The sequence below is a fragment of the Streptomyces sp. NPDC097617 genome, from assembly GCF_044761485.1.
GTDB lineage: Bacteria > Actinomycetota > Actinomycetes > Streptomycetales > Streptomycetaceae > Streptomyces.
Genome location: NZ_JBIWCL010000012.1, coordinates 153299 through 171283 on the forward strand (window position 1 = coordinate 153299; position 17985 = coordinate 171283).

Here is a 17985-nt window from a genome sequence, read left to right on the forward strand (position 1 = left end):
CCTGGTGGGACACGGGTTCCGGGACCGAGTGCGCGGCCCCGGGACCCGATGTGTCCACTGTGCCGGGGACCTTGGAGGGGATCGATTACTTGAGAGGTCATGCCAACCGTTCTTGAGCTGTACGGCAGGAAACGTTGGGGTTCCCCTGGTTCGGCCAAAGGCGGGAGGCTAGGCTTCACGGAGCCCGATCAACTCGAACGCCTTGTCGACAAATGGAGAATCCGCCGGTGCGAGCCGCCGCCCGACCCGACCTTGCCGCGATCTGGCGTCGCACCTGGGCACTGTCGCAGGAGCACGGGCAGGATCCGGCCGACGTACTGGCGGCGGAACGGCTGAGCCATCTCTCCGGAGTCGAACCCGGGCGCATACCGCAGGTGGTGGCGGGCACCGCCGTCGAAGCGCCGCTGGAGCGGCGCGTGCACCAGCGGTTCCTGCGGCTGCGTGCCACCCGGCGCGACAAGCACGGCCGGGAGTGGCCGCTGGCCGCCATCGCCGAGGACTTCGCCGCCCCCGGCGCCTCCCTCGGGCCGCTCAACGCCGGCACCGGACTGCCCCGGATGGGCCACGCGGCGGGGGTGCAGCGGTTCTTCGGCGTGTACGCCGGCTTCCTCCTGGCCGACAGCAAGAGCGCCGTGGAACGGGCCCTCGCCCTGTCGGCGACCACCGTCTCGGACGGCCGGGACGACCTGGAGCACCTGTCGTACCTGACGGGCATGACCCCGCAGGCCATCCGGCTCACACTCGACGGCAGGCCGCCCCGGCTGCCGCTGAAGGAGCAGGTGCACCTGCGGTTCGAGCACCTGCGCCGTACCCGCGTACGGGAGGACGGCCAGCCGCACTCGCTGGCGGCCGTCGCCCGGTCCTTCCGCGCGTCGGGCCAGTCGCTGACCCGCCTCGCCCAGGGCGAGGGCCTGCCGAACCTCGCCGCGGCGGCGGGAATCCAGCGCTTCTACGGCGTCGAGGGCGGCTTCCTGCTGGCCGACGACACCGAGGCCCTGTCCACCGCCCTCGCGCTGATCGAGGGCGAACTGGAGTCGGCGGTGCGGGACCGGGAGAACCCGATGCTGGCGGTGATGCGGGGGCACGACGTGCGGAGCATCGTCGCACGCGCCGGCCGGCTGTCGCCCCAGGGCTGGAAGTCGCTGGCCGATCACTTGGACGACCTCCTCGCACGCGAGGGGCAGCTCGGAGTTCCGGGCACGAAAGGCGGGACGCCGACGGAGGGCGACGCCGCCGAGGGAGAAACACCATGAGGACCACACGGGCCATGCGCAAGCTGGGCTCCGAACTGCTGGAGGGCGCGCGCCTGACGCCGCCGACCGATGTCGGCGCGATCATCGGGGCGTTGTGCACCGCCTACGCCGAACGGCGCGGCGAAGAGCGGAAGGTTGATTTCCACTTCACCTCCTTTCCGCCCGGAACGGCAAGCGGGCTGTGGCTGGAGCTGGACGACGTCGACCTGATCGTCGTCGAGCAGCACACCCGGCCCGAACACCAGCTCGTCATCGCGTGCCACGAGTTGTGGCACCTGGACGAGGGGACCTGCGAGAGCGTCGGTCCCGGCATGCTGGTGGCCGCCCGGCTGGCGGGACGCCCCGGCCGCCTCGCCGAACTGCTGGCCGGCCCCGGGCTGGACGCGGTGGTCCGGCAGGCCGCCGCGCGCGCCGACCAGGGGGATCCGGCGGAGATCCGGGCCGAGACCTTCGGTCTGCACCTCGGCAACACCCTGCGCTCCTACCTGCCGTCGCCCCGGGAGCAGCAGTTACCCGAGGCGATCGAGCGCATCAAGTCCTCACTCGGTTGGGGAAGCCCCGTGCCACGCCGCGACCTGCACCAGCCGGTCGCCGCATCCCTCACGCCGATGCCCTCAGCACGGCCCTGACAGAGAGCCCGCCACGATGAACCAGTCCTCCCCGCCCCGCCACGCCGTCGTCATAGGCGGCAGTCTGGCCGGCCTCCTCGCGGCCGCTGTCCTCGCCGAGCACGCCACGGTCACCGTCGTCGACGCCGACCCGCTGCCCGAGGGTCCGGCCCCGCGCCGCGGGCTCCCGCAGGCCCGGCACACCCACCTCCTGTGGTCGGGCGGCGCCCGGGCCATCGAGCGGATCCTGCCCGGCATCACCGCCGACTGGACGAAGGCCGGCGCCATCCGCCGCAGCCTGCCCACCGACCTCGTCACCAAGACCGCCCAGGGCTGGATCCCGCGCTGCGGGGAGAAGCAGTTCAACATCTCCTGCAGCCGCGACCTCCTCGACTCCGTGATCCGCGCCCGGGTGACCGCCCTGGACGGGGTGTCCACCCTCCAGGGCCGGGTCCGCGCCCTGGAGGGCACCGCGGCCCGGGTCACCGGCGTCCTGGTCGACACCGCCGAGGAAGAGGGCCGGCTGCTGAGCGCCGACCTCGTGATCGACGCCAGCGGGCGCGGCTCGCGGGCCCGGACCTGGCTCCAGGCGCTCGGCGTGAGCGGCATCCGGCAGGCCGAGGTCGATTCCGGTCTCGTCTACGCGACCCGGATCTTCGAGGCCCCCGAGGGCGCGCACGAGATGGGCTTCCCCATCGTCAACGTGCAGTCCGACCCCCGGGTGCCCGTGCCCGGGCAGACGGCCACGATCGTGCCGATCGAGAACGGCCAGTGGCAGGCCACCCTGTCCGGCACCCGCGGCGGCCAGCCGACCGGCGACCCCGACGCGTTCATCCCGTTCGCCAAGGCCGTCCGCGACCCGATCGTCGGCGAGCTCCTGGAGGGCCGCAAGCCCCTGACGGACGTGGCCGTCACCCAGGGCACCGCCAACCGCCGGATCTATTTCGAGAAGGCCGAACTGCCCGACGGCTTCTTCGCCGTCGGCGACTCCGTCGCCACCTTCAACCCGCTGTACGGGCAGGGCATGACCGTCGCCGCCCAGGGTCTGCTGGCCGTACGCACCCTGCTCCGGGCGAAGGGCCTGGCGCACCCCGGGATCGGCCGCGAGGCGCAGCGCGTCATAGCACCCCAGGTCAGCACCGCCTGGGAGCTGGCCACTTCGCAGGACATCCTGTACCCGGGGGCCACCGGCATGAAGCCGCGCACCGGCACCGGGCTGCTCAACGGGTACGTCAACAGACTGATGACGGGGGCCACCACCGACGAGGAGCTCACCGCCGCCCTGTTCAAGGTCCTCACCATGAGCACCGCTCCCACCCACTGGCTCCTCCCCTCGGTGGTCTGGCACGTGGTGCGCGCCTCGGACCGGGGCGCCCTGAAGGCGCCGCCGCTGACCGCCGCCGAGCGGGCCGTCGCCGGGCTCGACCCGGTGCCCGGCAGGACTCCCGGCACCGGAGGCGGAACCGGACCCGTGGGGCCGGGGAAGGGCGGCGCCGCCCCCATCGGACCGGCAGCCGACCCGGTCGGCCCCGCCGACCCCGTGGGCCCCGTCGGACAGGTCCGATGAGCGGCAGGTTGCTGCTGCTCCTGCCCGGCTCCCTGATGGTCCTGGCGCTGCTGATCAAAGCTCCGATGCTGCGCCGGGTCCGGGACAGCCCGCTGAACCGCACCGCGTGCGGGCTGCTCCTCGTCGGCTCTCCCATCACCTTCCTGGCTTCGCCGCCGACCATCGCCGCGGTCAACCGGCTCACCGGCGTGGTCAACTTCTCCGCGCCGCTGGTGTTCGGTCTGCTCACCGTGTTCTCCGGGCTGTGCGTCGTCCTGGTCCTGCAGTGGCGCGGCGGGCCGCCCGCGGCCGTGCGCCGGGCCACCCGGCTGACCACGGCCCTGTTCGGCACGGCGACCGCGGCGATCGTCGCCCTGTTCGTGATCGGCGACGCTCCGGTGGAACGGCTCCGGGACCTGGACACGTACTACGCCACGACGCCCTGGATCCGCGAGATGATCGTCTGCTTCCTCGTGGCGCACACCCTGGGCAGCTCGGCACTGACCTGGCTGTGCGGCAAGTGGCTGGCGCGCGCCGACCGCAGGCTGCGCCCGCTGCGCACGGGGCTGGCCCTGATCGTGGTCGCCGGGCTGATGGACCTGGCGTACCTGGCCGCCAAGTGGGCCTCGGTGGTGGCCCGCTGGGCCGGCCGCGACTGGGTGTTCCTGTCCACGGACGTGGCTCCGCCGCTGGCCTCGGCGTCCGCGCTGCTGCTCGGCGCCGGCTTCGTCGTACCGCTGGTCGGCGGGTCGGCGACGTGGCAGGCCTTCGGCCAGTACCGGCGGCTGCACCCGCTGTGGAAGGCGCTGCGCGGATTCGCCGCGGGCCAGGGACGGACCGTCCCGCTGGCCTGGTGGTCCCCGGTGGGGATCCGGCTCCTGCACCGCGAGTCGGTGATCGACGACGGCATCCTGGCGCTGGCCGGCTGGTTCGACCCCGCCGTGCGCAGCGCCGCGTACGAGGCCGCGCGCGGGCAGGGCGCGAGCGAGGCCCGGGCCTCGGCCGTGGCCGACGCGGCCATGCTCGCCGCCGCGTGCGGGCGCCGGAGCGCCTCCGAGGCGGCCGCCCGGCCTCCGCAGCGCCCCGAGCCGCCGCGGCTCTCCGACCAGCCGCTGACCGCTTTGGCGCGCGAGTTCCGCGTCTCCCCCATCGTCGCCACGGCCGCCCGCTCGGCCGCCGGGGCCTGAGGCAGGCCGGCCGGGGCCCGGAACGGAAAACGCCCCGGACCCAAGGGCCCGGGGCGTTTCTCGCGCAGTCAGAGCCCGGCGAGGTCCAGCCCGGCCTGCGCGGCGGCCGCCTGCACGGTCTGCTCCAGCAGGACGGCGATGGTCATCGGGCCGACTCCGCCCGGTACCGGGGTGATCAGCGAGGCCCTCGCGGCGGCGGACTCGAAGTGCACGTCGCCGACGTTGCCCTCGTTGTAGCCGGCGTCCAGGACCACGGCGCCCGGCTTGATGTCCTCGCCCCGGATGAACTCGGCCTTGCCGACGGCGGCGACCAGCACGTCCGCCTGGCGCACGATCGAGGGAAGGTCCTGGGTGCGCGAGTGGCAGTAGGTGACGGTGGCGTTCTGCTCCAGCAGCAGCATCCCGGCCGGCTTGCCGAGGATCGCGCTGCGGCCGACGACGACGGCGTGCTTGCCGGTCAGGTCCACGTCGTACGCGGCGAGGAGGCGCATGATGCCGCCGGGGGTGCAGGAGACGAAGCCCGGCAGCCCGAAGCCCATGGCGGCGAAGGAGTGCATGGTGACCCCGTCGACGTCCTTGCCCGGGGCGATGGCCTCGAAGGCGGCGCGCTCGTCGATGTGGTGCGGGACGGGGTGCTGCAGCAGGATGCCGCTGATCTGCGGGTCCTCGGAGAGCGCGGTGAGGGCGGCCACCAGCTCCTCGGTGGTGGTCTCGGCCGGCAGCTCGACGTGGCGGGAGGTGATCCCGGCCTTGGCGCAGCGGTTCTGCTTCATGCGGACGTAGGTGACGGAGGCCGGGTCCTCGCCGACCAGCACGGTCGCGAGACAGGGAGCCGTACCGGTGCGCTCGGTGATCTTCGCCGCGTCGGCGGCGGTCTGCTCCGAGATGCGGCGGGCGAGGGCGGTGCCGTCCATCAGCCGGGCTCGGGCGGTGGCGGTGGCGGTGGCAGTGGCGGTGGCGGTGGCGGTGGCGGTGGCAGTCTGGGCAGTCGTCACGGGGTCTCCTGAACGTCGCTGCGGATCGCGGATCGCCCAGGCGCGCGGCAGTCGACGTACCGGAGTGCGCAGTACGCCGGGCCGCTCCCCGGTGGTGATCCACCCGAACGCCAGTCACGACCCGCCGCCCACTGTAGTCGACATATCCGGTGGTCGCCGGGCGTCCGACCTGGGACGATCAAGGCATGACGCGTACTTTCGACCATCTTGTCGCCGAGGCCGAGTCAGTCTCCGTGGACGGCTGGGACTTCTCCTGGCTCGACGGCAGAGCCACCGAGCAGCGTCCGTCCTGGGGCTACCAGCGGCTGATGGCCGAGCGCCTGGCCGGGGTCCGGTCCGCGCTCGACATCCAGACCGGCGGCGGCGAGGTCCTGGCCGGGTCCGGTCCGCTGCCGCCGCTGACGGCGGCCACCGAGTCCTGGCCGCCCAACATCGAGAAGGCGACGCGGCTGCTGCACCCGCTGGGCGCGGTGGTGGTCGCCGACTCCGACGAGCCGCCGCTGCCCTTCGGAGACGAAGCCTTCGAGCTGGTGACCAGCCGGCATCCGGTGACCGTCTGGTGGGAGGAGATCGCACGGGTGCTGGCGCCGGGCGGCGGCTACCTCTCGCAGCAGGTCGGTCCGGCGAGCGTCTTCGAGCTCGTCGAGTACTTCCTCGGCCCTCAGCCGGAAGGAATCCGGCGCGCCCGGCACCCCGACGACGCAGTCGCCGACGCCGCCCGGGCCGGACTCGATGTGGTGGATCTGCGCTCCGAACGACTGCGCACGGAGTTCCACGACATCGGAGCCGTGATCTACTTTCTACGGAAGGTGATCTGGATGGTGCCCGGCTTCACGGTCGGGCAGTACCGGGACCGGTTGCGCGAGCTGCACGAACAGATCGAACGCGAAGGTCCGTTCGTCGCGCACACGGCCCGCTTCCTCGTCGAAGCCCGCAAAAAGGGCTGACGCGAAGGGCGGACGGATCTGCGCCGAATCGGTTGCGCGGCCACAGCGTGGCGCAGGTCACTCAATTCAGCGCGTAACGAATCGACTCGGGCATGCGATGAACCGACAGGTGTCCTCGCGCGGCCCGGAATACAGACCCCCCTCGGGTCTGTTTCCCGAGTTCGCGCGATGATGTCCCGCCCACCATTTATTTGTTCGCAACGAGAGGCTCCTTGTGTCGCTCAGCCCGTCCCGTACGTTCCCTCCGGAGATCGCCGAATCGGAGGCCCTCGTCACGCTCGTCGAGCGCGGCCGCGAGCAGGGTCACATCAACGGTGACGACGTGCGCCAGGCCTTCGAGGCCGGCCGCATCCCGGTGGACCAGTGGAAGCGGGTCCTGCGCAGCCTGAACCAGGTCCTGGACGAGGAGGGTGTCGCCCTTCACGTCAGCGCGGCCCCCGCCACCAAGGCTGCCGCGAAGAAGCCCCGCAAGGCTGCCGCCGCCCCGGCCCGTACCGTCGCCAAGAAGGCCACCCCGGCGCCGCGCCCCATCGGCGCGCGCAAGACGGCCGCCACGACGGCCACGGCCACCGCCACGGCGATATCCGCTTCGTCGGCCGCCGCCATCGACGACGACGCGTCGGCCGAGGCCGCCGCCGAGCCGAAGAAGCGCACGGTCAAGAAGACCGCCGCCAAGAAGACCGCCGTGAAGAAGACCGCCGCGGCGAAGAAGACCAGCGCCAAGGACGCCGACGAGGGCGAGACCCCCGCAGCCGAGGGCGAGGACTGGGCTGCCGAGGACCCGGCCGACGAGGCCGAGGACGAGGCGCCCAAGGCCGGCGGCACCCAGGGCTTCGTCCTGTCCGACGACGACGAGGACGACGCCCCGGCGCAGACGGTCATGGTGGCCGGCGCCACCGCCGACCCCGTCAAGGACTACCTGAAGCTGATCGGCAAGGTGCCGCTCCTCAACGCCGAGCAGGAGGTGGAGCTCGCCAAGCGCATCGAGGCGGGTCTCTTCTCCGAGTACAAGCTCGAGGAGGAGGAGGACCACAAGCCCGCGTTCAAGCGCGAGCTGGAGATCCTCGTCGAGGACGGCCGCCGTGCGAAGAACCACCTGCTGGAGGCCAACCTCCGTCTCGTGGTCTCCCTCGCCAAGCGCTACACCGGCCGCGGCATGCTCTTCCTGGACCTGATCCAGGAGGGCAACGTCGGTCTGATCCGCGCCGTGGAGAAGTTCGACTACACCAAGGGCTTCAAGTTCTCCACGTATGCGACCTGGTGGATCCGCCAGGCGATCACGCGTGCCATGGCCGACCAGTCGCGCACCATCCGCATTCCGGTGCACATGGTCGAGATCATCAACAAGCTCGCCCGAGTGCAGCGCCAGATGCTCCAGGACCTGGGCCGTGAGCCCACCCCGGAGGAGCTGGGCAAGGAACTCGACATGACCCCCGAGAAGGTCATCGAGGTCCAGAAGTACGGCCGTGAGCCGATCTCCCTGCACACCCCCCTGGGTGAGGAGGGCGACAGCGAGTTCGGTGACCTCATCGAGGACTCCGAGGCGGTCGTGCCGGCGGACGCGGTTTCCTTCACCTTCCTCCAGGAGCAGCTCCAGTCCATCCTGGGCACGCTCTCGGAGCGCGAGGCGGGCGTGGTCTCCATGCGCTACGGCCTCAACGACGGCCAGCCGAAGACCCTGGACGAGATCGGCCGCGTGTACGGGGTCACCCGTGAGCGCATCCGCCAGATCGAGTCGAAGACCATGTCGAAGCTGCGCCACCCGTCGCGTTCGCAGGTGCTGCGCGACTACCTCGACTAAGAGGTCAGGCCAGTCGGAAGACCGGCCCCTTGGGTGTGAACGGCAGGGAGGCACCCTGCGGGATCAGGAAGGCGTGTTCGCGCCGGATCCGCAGGGTGCCGGTCCACCCGTCCGTGATCACCAGCACCGGGGCTCCGGGCGGGAAGTCCCGCGCCCGCTGGAGCAGGTCGATGCCCGGCTGGAGCACGGTCCCGCCGCGCCCGTGGACCCGTACCCGGCCCGCGATCTCGGTCGGCGGAAGGTAGCCCGCGTCGTACGGGGCCGCGTCGCCGAAGACGACGCGTGCCGCCGGTACGTCGCGGGCCTGCGCGTACGAGGCGATGGCACCCAGCGCCTTGCCGAGCAGCTCGCGGTTCATCGACCCCGAGGTGTCGAGCACCACCCCGAAGGTGCAGCGGGCGGTCTCCTCGGGCGGAAACCAGCGGCCCGCCCGCGGGATGTCCGGGGTGGAGGCCTGCCGGCGCGCCGGGCGCGCGCCGATCGCGGCGCTCGCCCGGCGGCGCTCAGGTCTCGAGGAGGTGCTTGAGCTTCTCCTCGCCCCGCGGCAGCTCCTTGCGGACCATGGGCCTGACCACGAGGGGTACCAGCGCCCGGCCCAGGCCGTGGCCCTCGAAGTCGACGTCCAGGGTGACGCGGGAGCGGGTGCCGCCGTCGAGGGGTTCGACGGTGCCGCGCACATCGGGCCGTACCGGCCCGTCGATGCCGTGCACGTGCCAGCTCCGCGGCGGGTCGAGCTCCACGAACTCCATCGTCGTCGGGACCCTGCGGCGGCCGACCTGCCGGGTGACGAGGATCTTCGAACCGACGTGGACGGGGAGATCCCCGATCGGGACGGCGGATACGGCGCTGTCCTGCCACTCCGGCAGGTGCGTGGGGTCCGTCAGGTACGAGTAGACGTCCTCGGGCCTGCGGTCGATGTCGATGCTCTTCCTCATCGCGGACATGTCGATCCTTCGGCGCCCCCTGCCGGCCCCCTCCTCCACGCTACTGCGCGCGGGCCGCGGCGGCGCGGTGCTTCCTCGCGGACATGGCGGCGTACACGAGGACGCCGGCGAAGAGGAACAGCACGCCCTGGTAGACGGCCGCGTAGCCGGAGCCGGCGACCAGCCACATCGAGAAGCCGAAGGCGAGGGCGGCCAGGATGCCGTCGCGCGCGAGGCGGCCGGGGTGGACCCGCTCGCGCTGCCCGGAGAGCAGGAAGTAGATCTGGGCGGCGGTGGCGAGCAGGTAGGGGACGGTCGCGGTGAAGGTGGTGATCAGCACCAGGCTCTCGAAGACGCCCTGGGTACCGGCCGTGTAGTTGTAGACGGTCAGGGCGGAGGCCAGGGCGACGGTGACGATCACGCCGACGACGGGGACCCCGCGCTTCTTCGTCCCGAAGGCCTTGGGGAAGAGCCCGTCCTTGGCGGCGGCGTACGGGGTCTGCGCGCTGAGCAGGGTCCAGCCGTTGAGGGCGCCGAGCATCGAGATCACGGCGGCGCAGGCGACCACGGTGCCGCCCCAGGTCCCACCGAACATGGCGTTGACGGCGTCGGTGAAGGGGGCGGTGGAGGAGACCAGCCGGTCGTGGGCGACCAGGCCGAAGACGGCGACGGTGCCGAGCAGGTACACGGTGGCGGCGCCGACGGTGCCGAGGACGGTGGCCCGGCCGACGTTGCGGGCCGGGTCGCGGACCTCGCCGGCGCTGACGGTGGCGGACTCGACGCCGAGGTAGCTGAACAGCAGGATCGCCGCGGAGGCGGAGACGGCGCCGACCGCGCTCTGGTCGGTGGCCCGGAAGGGGCCGAGGTTGGCGGGGTCGAAGAAGAACAGCCCGCCGACGGCCACCAGGAGCAGCGGCGCGAACTTGAGGACGGTGGCGACGACCTGGACCGCGCCGACGTAGCGGGTGCCCGCCAGGTTGGAGAGGGCCGGGAGCCACTGGACGGCGAGGGCGGCCAGGCACATGGACCACTTGTGCTCGCCGGCGGCGGGGAAGAGCACCGTGAGGTAGCCGACGGCGGCGACGGCGAGGGCCGCGTTGGAGACCCAGGCGGTGATCCAGTAGCTCCAGGCCGCGAGGAAGCCGGCGAAGTCGCCGAAGGCGGCGCGGGCGTAGACGTAGGGTCCGCCGGTCTGCGGGTGGCGCTCGGCGAGCCGGCCGAAGACCAGGGCGAGGGCGATCGCGCCGAGGGTGAGGACGCCGAAGGCGACGAGGCTGATGGTGCCGAAGGGGGCCACCGAGGCGGGGAGCAGGAAGATTCCGCCGCCGATGATGTTGCCCATGACCAGGCAGGTCGCGACGGGCAGGCCGAAGCGGCGCGCGTGCCGGTCCCGGCCCTGCTCGGGGGGTGCGGAAGTCTCGGCAGGCAGGGTTACGGTGCTGGTCATCGGTGGTGCGCCTCTGGATGTCTCACATGCTGGGCAGGTCAACACATGGTTGACCACTGCGAAGACGGCACAAAATCAGCGGATTTCGTCCCGTGCGGGCACCCCTGCGGAAGGAAAGCTTCCGCTCTTTCCGTCCCCGGGCGGAGGTTCCTTCAGCGGAGGCTCGGCAGGGACCGTCGCCGGCCGTCCCGGGGCTGCCCCGCCCGGCACCGGCTCGCCCATCGGCGCAGCCACCGGCACCGGCGGCCCGTCCGCCTCGCGCAGCCAGCGCCGCAGCACGGCGTGCACCGCTTCCGCCCCGACCAGCTCCCGCCCGAGGTCCGCATCCGCATCCGCATCCGGGCCCGCATCCCGGTCCGGGCTCGCATCCGGATCCGGGTCCGACAGCTCCTTGGGCCACATCAGGAACGGGTGCCCCTGCTCCCCGCCCAACCCGCCGTGCGAGCCGATCTGCTCCTCGAAGGCGTGCACCGCGCCGGTCCGCGGGTAGTACGCCGAGTTCACCATCACGTCGGCCACGTGCGGGAAGGAGTCGGTCCGGCGGACCGCCTCCGCCGCGCCCGGACCGAAAGGGGCCAGCAGTTCCTCCGCCTCCCCGGGTACGTCCAGCCGGGCCACGGCCCCGTCCCGGCCCAGCACCACGCCGTCCACCAGCAGGAATCCCACGCCCGGGTGGTTCGCCAGGGTCGTCAGCAGGGCGGGGTGCCTGCGTTCGACGAGCGCCCGCGCAGCCCGGCCGGGGATGTCCGGGAAGGAGATCAGCCCGAGGTTGCCGGAGGCCAGCACCACCGGCTCGGAGCCCCGCCCCGGGTGGGCGTCCTCGCCCTCCTCCACCGGCCGGTGGAGCGCCGCGAGCACGGCCGCGCGGGCCTCGGCCCCGCTGCGGGTACCCCCTGCCCGGCGGGAGACCGGCAGCCCGCAGCCCGCCCGGACCAGGTCCTTCAGGGTCAGCCCGTAGCGGCTGAGGAAGGTCTCCCCAGGGCTCTGGCCGTGGTCCGATAGCAGCACGATCCGGTACCGGCGCGGTGCGTGCTCGGCGACCCGGGCGATCAGCGCGATGCTCCGGTCCAGGCGCTCCAGCACCCGGTCGGTGTCGCGGCCGAGCGGGCCCGAGTGGTGCGCGACCTCGTCGTAGGCCACCAGGTCGGCGTAGATCGCGGAGCGCCCGGCCAGCATGTCGCCGATCACCGCCGCGACGACCACGTCCCGCTCGACCACCGTCGCGAAGGCCCGGATCAGCGGGTACAGCCCGCCGCGCGAGACCCGCGGCCGTTCCCCGCGGATCCGCGCCCTCAGGGACTGGACGATCTCGCGGACCACCTCGGCCACGAAGGACACGGCCGTGCGGACGGCGTTCGCCGGATCGGAGAAGTACGCGAAATAGCCCGCGCGGGACCGGTTCGCCCGCCCGCGCCGGGCCGAGACCGAGAGCACCAGCGCCAGCTGGTCGGCGCCGCCGCTGAACAGGTTGCCCCGGCTCGCCCCGTCCAGCGTGAGCAGTCCGCCGTCCCCGGTGCGCTCGATGGCCCGCCGCTGGAGCTCGGCGGCGCTGGTCGGCCGGTTGCAGACCATCACCTCGCCGGTGTGCTTCTCGTACCAGCGGAAGGCGGGCACGTCGAAGTTGGAGCCGTGCAGGATGCCGAGCTGGCTGGCGCCGGTCTGGCTCGACCAGTCCGTACGCCAGGACCGGGCGCGGTGGCCGCGGTCCAGCCAGCCGGCCACCGTCGGCATCAGCCCGGCGGCGCACGCGTGGCGCAGCACCTCGTACCCCACCCCGTCCAGCTGGAGCAGGAGCAGCCCCGGCGGGGCCTCGGTGTCCCGGGGCGGGCCCTCACCGCCCTGTCTGCGGCGGTGCCGGGCGGCGAGCCGGTAGAGCCGGCGCCGGTAGGCCTCGTCGTCGCGCACGGCCAGTGCGGTGGAGGTGGCCGACGCCACCGCGGACATCACGGCGGCGACGAGCACTGCCGTTTCGGGGGCGACCTCGCTGCGCCCGTCCGGGGTCAGGCCGATCGCTATCAGCAGGAGCGAGCCGTTGAGGAAGAAGACGAGCAGCCCGAGCACCAGGGCGGGCACCAGCAGCAGGGCCCGGACCAGCACCGGCCAGACCAGCGCGCTCAGCAGGCCGAAGGCCCCGGCCGCCCAGGCGGCGGTCAGCCCGATCTGCGTGATGCTGTCGCCGTCGTCGGACTGGAGGCGGAAGTCCGGCAGGATGCCGGCGAGCGCGAGCATCGTGAGGGTGGACACCGCCCAGACCAGCAGGACGCGCACCAGGGCACTGCCCGCGGTCCGCCACCGTTCTCGCCCCACGCCGCCACCTCCCGCGAGCCCCGTCCCGCCTCCAGGCTCGCACAGCCGGGCGAACCCGGTCGGGCGAAGGGGTCGGCGCACAGCAGTGCGAAGCGGGCAGGTCGGGGCGGTGCGCGTCGGGCCGGGGAGGGCCGGAGCCGGTCGCGTCAGGTGCCGTCGTAGCCGGCGGTCGGCATGGACAGCCGGCGGTGCACCTCGGCCTTCATCGCGGAGGTGTACCGGGGTTCCTCGCCCCCGGCGGTCTCCAGCCGTACGCCGCGCCGCTCGCACTCGGCGGTGAACTCCTCCACGGAGCTCAGCGCGCGGGCCAGCACCCGGTCGTTGGCGGCGACGAAGAGGTCGGCCTGCCCGGTGTCGATGTCGGACCAGAGCCCGCAGTGGTCGGCGCGCAGACCGTAGACCAGCAACTCCTTCGTCACGACGTAGCCCCGGTCGGCGGCCCAGCGCGCGCACATGGCCTGCTGGCTGCGGGTGTCCACGGCGAAGGGGTCGGCGTCCAGGTCCTCGAGCGGGGCCAGACTGGCGATCGCGGCCACGCGCAACTCTTCCATGCCGCCGGACCCTACTCCGATCCGCCGCCGGAGAGGAGGGGGCGGCGGGATCCGGTTCCGAGCGTCCGCACGGGGCAGAGTCCAGGGGGCGTCCCACCGAGCGGGCCGGACCGGAACGCGCCGTGCGCCCGGCCCGATCGGTGGGACACCCCTAAGCTCGGGAGCGGGGCGCGAAGGAGGGAGGGCCGGGTGCCGGTGGAGATCACCTGGTGGGGTCATGCCACGTGCACCGTCGAGGACTCCGGGGTCCGGCTCCTGACGGACCCGCTGTTCGCGCGACGGCTCGCGCACCTGCGGCGGCGGCGCGGAGCGGTGCCCCCGCCCGAGGCCGTGGTGGCGGACGCGGTGCTGGTCTCGCACCTGCACTCCGACCATCTGCACCTCCCGTCGCTGGCACGGCTCGCGCCCGGCACCCGTCTGCTGGTGCCGCGCGGGGCGCGCCGGGCGGTGCCGGGGCTGGCCCGGGTCGCCCGGCTGCGCGCTCTGGCGGTGACGGAGCTGGCGGCGGGCGAGGAGGTCGACGTACGGGACGGGGTACGGGTCCGGGCGGTCCCCGCCCGGCACGACGGACGGCGGCTGCCGTTCGGACCGCACCTGTGCCCGGCGCTCGGGTACGTGGTGCGGGGCGCGGAGCGGACCTACTTCGCCGGGGACACCGGACTGTTCGACACGATGGCCGAGGAGGTCGGGCCGGTGGACGTGGCCCTGCTGCCGGTGGGCGGCTGGGGTCCGTACCTGGGGCCGGGCCACCTGGACGCGGGTCGGGCGGCCCAGGCGCTGGCGCGGCTCGCGCCCGCTGCGGCGGTCCCGGTGCACTACGGGACGTACTGGCCGCTCGGCATGGACGCGGTGCGGCCGCACGAATTCCACGCGCCGGGCGAGGAGTTCGAACGGCTGGCGCGGTCGTTCGCACCGAAGGTGACCGTACGGGTGCCGCGGCACGGCGAGCGGGTGCGGCTGCCATGACCTGGCGCGAGCTCGCGGCGGCGGCCGGCCAGGTGCCGCCGGAGACCACCCGGCAGGCGGTGGGCTACCCGGCGCTGTTCCTGCTGGTGGCCCTGGGCGCGCTGGTGCCCGTCATCCCGACGGGTGCGCTGGTGAGTTCGGCGGCGGTGGTGGCGTTCCACCACCAGTCGCCCTACGGAGTCCTGATGGTGTTCGGGGTGTCGGCGCTGGCGGCGTTCACCGGCGACATGGCGCTGTACTGGCTGGGACACCGCGGGGTGCGTTCGCGGGGCGGCTCGCGCTGGCTCGAGGCGCTGCGCGGCCGGGCCACCCCGGAGCGGCTGGAGCAGGCGCAAACGAGGCTGGACGAGCACGGGGTGGCGGTCCTGGTCCTGTCCCGGCTGGTTCCGGCGGGCCGGATCCCGGTGATGCTGGCCTGCCTGCTGGCGCGGATGCCGCTGCGCCGCTTCGCCCGCGGCGACGCCCCGGCCTGCCTGGCCTGGGCGGCGACGTACGGCCTGATCGGGATTCTGGGCGGCACCCTCTTCTCGGAGCCCTGGAAGGGCGTGGCGCTGGCGGTCGCCCTGGCCCTCGCGATCAGCGCGGGCCCCTCGCTGTGGCGCCGCCTGCGCCCGAAGCCCTGAGCCGGGCCGGCCGCTGGCGGTCGGCGCCGTGCCCCGGCCGCGCGGCGACCGGTGGGAACGACAGCCCCGTCGGCGTGTTGAGGCCGGTGAAGGAGAGCGTGACCTGTCCGCCGCCCGTCTCGCGGACGCGCACCACGCGGTTGTTGAAGCCGTCGGCCACATACAGGTTGCCGGAGCCGTCGAGTGCGAGGCCCAGCGGTGAGTTCAGACCGGTGACGGGCACCGTGTTCTGCGCCCCGCCGGCCGCGGCCACCTTCACCACGCGATTGTTGCCGCTGTCGGCGATGTAGAGGTCACCGGCCGGGTTCACGGCCAGGCCGGTCGGCTGGGAGAGCCCGGTGGTGGGCACCGTGGTCTGGCCGCTGCCGTCCACGGCCACCCTGACGACCCGGTCGTTGACGAAGTCGGAGACGTACAGCTCCCCGCCGGGCGCCCAGGCCAGCCCCCAGGGGTGCAGCAACCCGGTGGTGGGGACGGTCGTCCGGGCCCCGCCGCCGGCTGCCACCCGCACGATCCGGTCGTTGAAGCTGTCGGCGATGTAGAGGTTGCCGGCCGGGTCGACGGCGAGCCCCAGCGGGCGCGACAGGTCGACCGCGGGGACGACGGACTGCTCCCCGCCGTCCGGGGGCAGGACCACCACCCGGTTGTTGCCGGTGTCGGAGACGTAGAGCCGGCCCGCGGCGTCCCAGGCCATGCCGGTCGGCCGCACCAGGCCGTCGAGGGGGACGGTGCTCTGCTCGCCGCCGTCCAGGGGCAGGGACAGCACCCGGTTGTTGCCGTAGTCGGACACGTACAGGGGCGGGCCCGCGGGCGACCGTACGTCATCGGGCTGCGCGGCTCCCGCCGCTCCCACGGGGAGCGCGCAGAGCATCAGCAGCCCCGCCGCGGCGGCCAGTCGCCGGGTCCACCGCCGGGCGGCGCGCGTGCGGCCGGCGCCGGCCGGGGGACCGATCGTTCGCGACTCGGCCGTCATGCGTTCCACGACTCACCCACCTGATCTGGACGGTCGGCCCGGTGCCGTACCCCCGCCGACCCTAGGAAGCGACGCCCGCCGACGCGGGAGCCACGCCCCGCAGCGGGCGCCGGCCACTCCAATGCCGGGCGGGGTTCGGGCGGCGGGGGCGTACTGCGGGGTCGGACGGCAGGTCTCAGACGGTGGGGAGGTCGAGGCCCGTGTAGATCTGGTTGAAGAGGGTGGGCAGCAGGGCCTGGGCCGTGGTCCGGCCGTCGGGCGACAGCGTCAGGTTCGTCCAGACGACGAGTGTCACGTCGTTGACCGGATCGTGGCCGATGAACGAGTTGAAGCCCGGCAGTTCACCGCCGTGGTAGTACATGGACGCCTTCGGGCCGAACTTCTGGTAGGCGATGCCGTAGCCGTACTTCTGCCCGTCGGGCGCGGCCGGGTCCTCGGCCTGCGGGCTGTCGAGCCACTGCCGGTGCGTCGTGGGGTCCAGGACCTTGCCCGTCACCAGCGCCCGGATCCAGGTGGCCAGGTCCTGCGCGGTGGAGACGGCTCCGCCGGCGGCGGTGGCGTAGGAGGGGTTCTGGTGGGTGTAGTCGAGGGGCGCGAGCTTCCCCGACTCCGCCGCCTCGCGCACGGCGTCCGGGTACGGCTTGTCGACCAGGGCGTACGCGGTCCCGCCGTACATGTAGCCGTGGGAGAAGGGATCGGCCAGGGAGCGGTCGTGCAGAGCGGGCAGCGAGGTCCCCGCGAGCCCCAGCGGGGTGAAGAGCCGGTCGCGGAACTGCTGGGCGAGCGGGCGGCCGCCGGCCTTCTCGGCGACGAGGCCGAGCAGGGCGTAGTTGGTGTTGGAGTACTCGTATTCCGAGTCGGGGGCGAAGTTCGGCGGCCGGCGGAAGGCCATGGCGAGGACGTCCTGCGGGGTGTAGGCCCTGCCCGGGTCGGCGTCCAGGGCGGCGGCGAGTTCGGGTGCGTTGGTGTAGTTGTAGAGCCCGCTGCGCATCCTGAGCAGTTCGGCGACAGTGATATTCGCGCCATTCGGTACGCCGGCCACGTACCTGGAGACCGGATCGCTCAGGCGGAGTCGGCCGTCCTGGGCGAGGAGCATGATCAGCGCCGAGGTCATCGTCTTGGTGTTGGAGGCGATCCGGAAGTGGTCCTGCGCGTCCGGCGGCGTGGCCGCGCCCCGCTCGGTGGTGCCGACAACGGCCCGGTAGGTGCCCTGCGGTGTACGGAGCAGCACCACCGCTCCGGGGACCATGAGTTTCTTCGCGGCGCGTTCGACGGAGGCCTGGAAGGCGGCCGGGTCGATGGGCTTCAGCGCCGAGGAGTCGGGGTCGGCGGCCGGGGCGCTCGCGGTGGCGGAGGGTGTGCCCGAGGGGTCCGCGAGGGCCAGGGCGCTCGGCCCGGCGGCGAGGGCGCCGCCGGCGATCAGGAGGGCCGCGCAGGGCGCCAGCAGGGCCCGGGGGCGGCTGCCGGGGCGGTGCATCGCTCGGGGGGTCTTCATGCGCGCATCACGACCGTTGCGCTCGGCCCCCGACACGGCTGGAACCCCCGATTTTATCAGCGCAGGCTTTGTCACACCCTGCGGATCCAGTCCAGGTACTGGATCACCCATCCCCTGCCGGCGCCGGGGAGGAACTACCGGAACGGCAGCAGAAGGACGGTCAGGACGATCCATCCGACCGGACCGGGACCGGCATGTGATGGGGACGATCTTGGCACGTGATGCGGGCGGGACCCGGACCGGACGGGACCGACCGGAACAGGCCGCGCACCGCCAGCGATTCGGCCGCGGGCTGGACCTCAAGTGCGCTTGAGTTCATAGGGTCTTGCCCAGCGCATGATCCTGCACAGCCAACGGGGAGAC

Annotated in this window: 15 protein-coding genes, 1 pseudogene and 1 riboswitch; of the genes and pseudogenes, 8 read left to right on the forward strand and 8 right to left on the reverse strand. The window is 73.2% G+C overall.

What is annotated here, in order from left to right:
- The first annotated feature begins 227 nt into the window (after positions 1-227).
- From ACIQZO_RS20840 to ACIQZO_RS20855, 4 genes are read left to right on the forward strand one after another with little or no spacing between them, the layout of a single operon-like run.
- Positions 228-1253, forward strand: coding sequence for a hypothetical protein (locus ACIQZO_RS20840; RefSeq protein ID WP_403628057.1), 1026 nt, complete (start codon positions 228-230; stop codon positions 1251-1253).
- Positions 1250-1882 carry a toxin-antitoxin system, toxin component gene (locus tag ACIQZO_RS20845; RefSeq protein WP_403628059.1) on the forward strand — a complete coding sequence of 211 codons (633 nt, stop codon included), beginning with the start codon at positions 1250-1252 and terminating at the stop codon, positions 1880-1882. Before ACIQZO_RS20840 ends, ACIQZO_RS20845 begins: the two co-directional genes overlap by 4 nt.
- Positions 1883-1898: 16 nt before the next feature.
- A complete protein-coding gene (locus ACIQZO_RS20850; protein WP_403628061.1) occupies positions 1899-3428 on the forward strand; it encodes an NAD(P)/FAD-dependent oxidoreductase in 1530 nt (509 codons plus the stop codon).
- The gene (locus tag ACIQZO_RS20855; RefSeq protein WP_403628063.1) at positions 3425-4594 is read left to right on the forward strand and encodes an MAB_1171c family putative transporter; all 1170 of its coding nucleotides are present in this window, start codon (positions 3425-3427) and stop codon (positions 4592-4594) included. The genes ACIQZO_RS20850 and ACIQZO_RS20855 overlap by 4 nt, the downstream gene beginning before the upstream one ends.
- 68 nt (positions 4595-4662) lie before the next feature.
- Here ACIQZO_RS20855 and ACIQZO_RS20860 read toward each other — a convergent pair whose 3' ends face one another.
- On the reverse strand, positions 4663-5508 hold the full coding sequence (locus ACIQZO_RS20860) for a bifunctional 5,10-methylenetetrahydrofolate dehydrogenase/5,10-methenyltetrahydrofolate cyclohydrolase (protein WP_403628182.1): 846 nt from the start codon (positions 5506-5508) through the stop codon (positions 4663-4665).
- A 108-nt stretch (positions 5509-5616) separates the two neighbouring features.
- Positions 5617-5717, reverse strand: a riboswitch (ZMP/ZTP riboswitch).
- A 57-nt stretch (positions 5718-5774) separates the two neighbouring features.
- On the opposite strand from ACIQZO_RS20860, the gene ACIQZO_RS20865 reads away from it, so the two are divergent.
- Together ACIQZO_RS20865 and ACIQZO_RS20870 are read left to right on the forward strand one after the other, a co-directional pair.
- The gene (locus tag ACIQZO_RS20865; protein WP_403628065.1) at positions 5775-6536 is read left to right on the forward strand and encodes a methyltransferase domain-containing protein; all 762 of its coding nucleotides are present in this window, start codon (positions 5775-5777) and stop codon (positions 6534-6536) included.
- Between the two features lie 214 nt (positions 6537-6750).
- Entirely contained in the window at positions 6751-8337 is a 1587-nt protein-coding gene (locus ACIQZO_RS20870) for an RNA polymerase sigma factor (protein WP_403628067.1), read from the forward strand.
- 4 nt (positions 8338-8341) lie between these two features.
- Here the strand turns inward: ACIQZO_RS20870 and ACIQZO_RS20875 are convergent.
- From ACIQZO_RS20875 to ACIQZO_RS20895, 5 genes and pseudogenes are all read right to left on the reverse strand, one after another.
- Positions 8342-8902 (reverse strand): annotated as a pseudogene (locus ACIQZO_RS20875) (hypothetical protein); the annotation flags it as partial.
- A complete protein-coding gene (locus ACIQZO_RS20880) occupies positions 8841-9281 on the reverse strand; it encodes an SRPBCC family protein (protein ID WP_403628069.1) in 441 nt (146 codons plus the stop codon). The gene ACIQZO_RS20880 and the pseudogene ACIQZO_RS20875, both read right to left, overlap by 62 nt.
- Before the next feature lie 40 nt (positions 9282-9321).
- On the reverse strand, positions 9322-10707 hold the full coding sequence (locus ACIQZO_RS20885) for an amino acid permease (RefSeq protein WP_403628071.1): 1386 nt from the start codon (positions 10705-10707) through the stop codon (positions 9322-9324).
- A 75-nt stretch (positions 10708-10782) separates the two neighbouring features.
- Positions 10783-13014 (reverse strand): phage holin family protein, encoded by a 2232-nt coding sequence (locus ACIQZO_RS20890; RefSeq protein ID WP_403628073.1) that lies wholly within the window; start codon positions 13012-13014, stop codon positions 10783-10785.
- 146 nt (positions 13015-13160) lie between these two features.
- Complete coding sequence (locus ACIQZO_RS20895) at positions 13161-13565, reverse strand: hypothetical protein (RefSeq protein WP_403628075.1); 405 nt, start codon at positions 13563-13565, stop codon at positions 13161-13163.
- A 189-nt stretch (positions 13566-13754) separates the two neighbouring features.
- Between ACIQZO_RS20895 and ACIQZO_RS20900 the strand changes: the two genes are divergently transcribed.
- Together ACIQZO_RS20900 and ACIQZO_RS20905 are read left to right on the forward strand one after the other, a co-directional pair.
- Positions 13755-14531, forward strand: a complete 777-nt coding sequence (locus ACIQZO_RS20900) for an MBL fold metallo-hydrolase (RefSeq protein WP_403628077.1) — start codon at positions 13755-13757, stop codon at positions 14529-14531.
- Positions 14528-15154: a DedA family protein gene (locus ACIQZO_RS20905; protein WP_403628079.1), complete on the forward strand. Its 627-nt coding sequence runs from the start codon at positions 14528-14530 to the stop codon at positions 15152-15154. Before ACIQZO_RS20900 ends, ACIQZO_RS20905 begins: the two co-directional genes overlap by 4 nt.
- Here ACIQZO_RS20905 and ACIQZO_RS20910 read toward each other — a convergent pair.
- Complete coding sequence (locus ACIQZO_RS20910; RefSeq protein ID WP_403628184.1) at positions 15108-16127, reverse strand: hypothetical protein; 1020 nt, start codon at positions 16125-16127, stop codon at positions 15108-15110. The genes ACIQZO_RS20905 and ACIQZO_RS20910 overlap by 47 nt on opposite strands.
- A 175-nt stretch (positions 16128-16302) precedes the next feature.
- Positions 16303-17622 (reverse strand): serine hydrolase domain-containing protein, encoded by a 1320-nt coding sequence (locus tag ACIQZO_RS20915; RefSeq protein WP_403628081.1) that lies wholly within the window; start codon positions 17620-17622, stop codon positions 16303-16305.
- Positions 17623-17985 lie beyond the last annotated feature (363 nt).